Origin of the sequence: Terrihalobacillus insolitus (genome assembly GCF_028416575.1) — a bacterium.
GTDB classification, from domain to species: domain Bacteria; phylum Bacillota; class Bacilli; order Bacillales; family Amphibacillaceae; genus Terrihalobacillus; species Terrihalobacillus insolitus.
Window position 1 is genome coordinate 1 of sequence record NZ_JAMQKB010000049.1, and the last position, 4,105, is coordinate 4,105.

The 4,105-nt window shown below is 39.0% G+C and carries 4 protein-coding genes; all 4 read left to right on the plus strand.

The features are described 5' to 3' along the window. The first annotated feature begins 135 nt into the window (after positions 1-135). The gene (locus tag NC797_RS18030) at positions 136-1,095 is read left to right on the plus strand and encodes an ABC transporter permease (protein WP_272438183.1); all 960 of its coding nucleotides are present in this window, start codon (positions 136-138) and stop codon (positions 1,093-1,095) included. 65 nt (positions 1,096-1,160) lie between these two features. Next, positions 1,161-2,219: an autoinducer 2 ABC transporter substrate-binding protein gene (locus tag NC797_RS18035; RefSeq protein ID WP_272438184.1), complete on the plus strand. Its 1,059-nt coding sequence runs from the start codon at positions 1,161-1,163 to the stop codon at positions 2,217-2,219. Between the two features lie 105 nt (positions 2,220-2,324). Next, positions 2,325-3,272 carry a sugar phosphate isomerase/epimerase family protein gene (locus NC797_RS18040; RefSeq protein ID WP_272438186.1) on the plus strand — a complete coding sequence of 316 codons (948 nt, stop codon included), beginning with the start codon at positions 2,325-2,327 and terminating at the stop codon, positions 3,270-3,272. Between the two features lie 66 nt (positions 3,273-3,338). Further along, a partial coding sequence (locus tag NC797_RS18045) for an FGGY family carbohydrate kinase (RefSeq protein ID WP_272438187.1) occupies positions 3,339-4,105 on the plus strand: 767 nt, incomplete at its 3' end.

Below are 4,105 nucleotides of genomic sequence, written 5' to 3' on the forward strand. Positions count from 1 at the left end.
AAGCACACGCTCATTTACGAAGCTACGCCCTCCACCACTAAGGAGGAAAGAGCTATTCAATTATCAAGGTGCAAATCTAGCTTTTTAGAGACCTCAAAAATAGGTCTAAACATAATATACAAGGAGGTAAATAAAATGAAATTTTCAAAGGAAAGCATCCTTGGATTAATTGCAGTTGCGACCTTTTTGTTAATGAGTTTAATTGCGCCTGGCTTTTTATCTTCATATAATCTTAACAATATGATGTTCCAATTGCCTGAATTTGGATTAATCGCTATTGCCATGATGGTAGTAATTGTAACAGGTGGGATTGACCTTTCGATAACGTATGTTGCAGCACTATCTGGCGTAGGGGCAGCATTGATGTTAACTAATGGCTATTCCATCCTTCCTGCAATCATGGTTGGAATTTTATTTGGACTTGCTTGTGGTGCTTTTAATGGGTTTGTCATTTCAAAAATAGGTGTTTCTCCAATACTTGTTACTCTTGGAACCATGGTCTTGTTTGAAGGGGTGATCCTTGCAATTACAAAGGGTCAATCCATTTCTGGGTTTAGTGATTCATATGGATTGATTGGAAATGGGTATTACCTTGGAATAATTCCACTTTCCATGTTAATTTTTATCTTTTTTGCAATCCTTACGGGTGTATTAATGAATCATACGAGCTGGGGACGAAGTGTGTATATGTATGGGAGTAATGAAGTTGCAACCCTTTTTTCGGGCATTAGAAATAGTCGAGTTCTGATGAAAGTTTATTTATACGCTTCGTTATTAGCGGCAATATCAGCAATCATTATGACATCTCGCTATAATTCAGTGAAGGTTGATCTGGGTTCTTCCTATTTACTCCAAAGTGTAGCTGCAGCGGTATTAGGTGGTACAGATATTCATGGTGGTTATGGCAAGGTTGTTGGTACCGTCTATGCAGTTATTATCTTCCAGACTATTTCGAATGGTTTAAACTTACTAGGGGTACACCGAGCGATTGTGGATGTTTTCATAGGAGCCATCTTAATATTGGTACTAGCAATGAATTTCTTTTCCGACAAAGTTAAGAAGAGAAAAGAAACAAAAGCGGCTGAGGCTGCATAAACAATTGGTTTTATCCTAGTAAATCTAGGTAAAATATAAAATAATTTTCCGAGGGGGAAACAGAAATGAAGAAGTTTTTACTTGTTTTGGTGTCAATGATTGCATTTATTGGCATTTTGGCAGGGTGTGTATCCGAGCAAGGTGGTGGGGGTTCAGAATCTGATGGTTCTGATGGTTCATCCAACGGAGATTCAGAGGAAAAATCGAGTGAAGAATTAACAATAGCTGTGGTACCAAAACTTGTTGGTATTCCTTACTTTAATGCTTCTGAGAAGGGTGCTATTCAAGCTGGAGAAGACCTAGGTGTTAATGTCGAATATACCGGGCCAACCGAAGCAGACGCGGCTGCACAAGTTAAAGTACTTGAGGATTTAATTTCTAAAAATGTAGATGTTATTTCGGTAGCGCCAAATGATCCTGCTTCTGTAGACCCTGTGTTAAAGAAAGCTAAGGAACAAGGAATAAATGTAACAGATTGGGATACACCAGCAAATAAAGATCTTGTGGAACTTTCTATTAAACAAGTGGACGATGAAGAGTTTGGACGGCACATGGCTCAAAAGCTTGTAGAAGCTATGGGTACAGAATCAGGGGAAGTTGCATTATTAACTGGTGGTCTATCTGCTGCCAACTTAAACCTTTGGTTAGATGCCGCTAAAAAGGAATTCGAGGAAAACTATCCAGAAATTGAAATTGTTACGGAAAAAATACCTACAGATGAAAAACAGCAGGTCGCCTATCAAAAAACACTTGATCTAATTAAATCTTATCCAGAACTAAAAGGTATTTTAGCTGTATCAACTCCAGCACCATTAGGAGCTGCACAAGCTGTTCAGGAAAAGGAATTGCAAGATCAAATTTCTGTAGTAGGGTCTGCCCTTCCGACAGATTCTAAGCCATACCTTGAAGACGGTTCACTAGATACAGCTGTATTATGGGATCCAGGTAAACTAGGTTATTTAACAGTAGTACTTGGAAAGATGCTAGCAGAAGGAGAAATGCCAACGGACGGACAAGAAATAGAAAACGTTGGAAAAATCACTGTAAAAGAAGATGGAAAAACAGTAATTATGGGGCCGCCAGCTGATTTTACAAAAGAAAATGCAGGCGATTTTAATTTCTAATAACTTCAACATCTAATAATGAGAAAGGGGTTGTCCATATTGTATTGAAAAATACTTTGGGACAACCCTTTTTCATAACGAATAAAGAAGGGTGGAAGAGTGTAAGTGAAAAAACAAAATTATCAAGTTGTGGATGAAAAGATTAAAAAAGCTTTTAATAAACTGAAATCTGAACATCCTGAGAAACTAAAAACCAGATTGAATTTGTCCTGGAGCAATTGGGGATTTGGATTAGAGCCTTTAGAAGAATCGGTAATTCGATTAAAGGATGCCAGGTTAGAATTTATAGAATTGCATGGTAATCATTATGGTGAAGATTTAGGATATAACGTTGACAAAACAAAAGAAGTTTTGAAAAAATACCAGATGAAAGTTTCTGGTGTTTGCGGAATGTTTTCAGCAGAAAATGATCTATCAAGCAACCATCCAGCAAAGCGACAAGCAGCTATTAGTTATATAAAAAGGGAATTAAATTTCACAGAACAAATTGGGGGCGACTACCTTTTAGTTGTCCCTGGTGCAGTCGGGCGTCCTAATGCTTATGATAATACAGAATTTGAGCGAAGTGTGGCGACGCTTCGAAGCTTAGGAGATGTGTTTTTACAGAAAAAAATAAAAGCAGCAATTGAACCGATACGCGCAGCAGAAGTTAGTTTCATCCATACGATAGCTGATGCAAAACGTTATATTAAAGCTATAAATCATAGTGGAATACAGCATATTAATGGAGACCTTTATCATATGCAATCAGAAGAAGAACACATCGGAAATGCTATTTTAAATTCTGGTAATCAGCTTGTGAATCTTCACCTAGCAGATAGTAACAGAGGTGCGTTGGGTGATGGATTTATGGATATAGATACAATTATAATGGCTCTTTATCTTATTGGTTTTAATCAAGAAGGCAGGTTTGTTACACCAGAGCCACTTGGTCCTGGAGGGGATCCGTATCCTGCAATGAATGCGGTGCCCGACCAAACGAAACTTGATCATCTAGTAAATCAAACCATTGCTTATTTTAGGGAAAGAGAACAGTTATTAACAGAATGCTAGTACAATAGAGCAACATATTTAAAGAGAAGATAATGTATCCAAGAAAAAGTAGGGAGGAGAGCGACAATGGGGGAAAAGTATGCAATTGGAATTGACTATGGTACTGAATCAGGTAGAGCTGTACTTGTTTCTTTAAAGAATGGGAGAGAAGTGGCGGACCATGTTACACCATACCCACATGGTGTGATTGATCAAGCTCTACCAGAATCAAATATAGAATTAGGCTTTGAATGGGCCCTTCAGCATCCTGGTGATTACCTAGAGGTGCTAAAACAATCGGTTCCTGCGGTGATAAAAGCATCTGGTGTTTACTCTGAAGATGTTATCGGAATCGGAATCGACTTTACGGCATGTACGATGTTGCCTATTGATCAATCAGGTGAACCGTTATGCTTTAATCCTGCTTTAAAAGACAATCCACACAGCTGGGTCAAGCTTTGGAAGCACCATGCAGCCCAAGCAGAAGCAAATGAATTGAACCGAATTGCGGCAGAACGAGGAGAAGCCTTTTTACCACGTTATGGTGGGAAAATTTCATCGGAGTGGATGATTGCGAAGGTGTGGCAAATTCTTAATGAAGCACCAGACATTTATGCTGAAGCAGATCAATTTGTCGAAGCAACCGATTGGGTTATCGCCGCACTGACCGATACGTTACAACGAAATAGTTGTACAGCAGGTTATAAAGCAATTTGGCATAAACAGAATGGGTATCCCAGTAAGGAATTCTTTAAAGCGCTAGACCCCTGGTTAGAGGACCTAACGGAAACAAAGCTTCGCGGTAAGGTGGCGCCACTTGGAACAAAAGCTGGAGGCCTCACGAAAGAAATGGC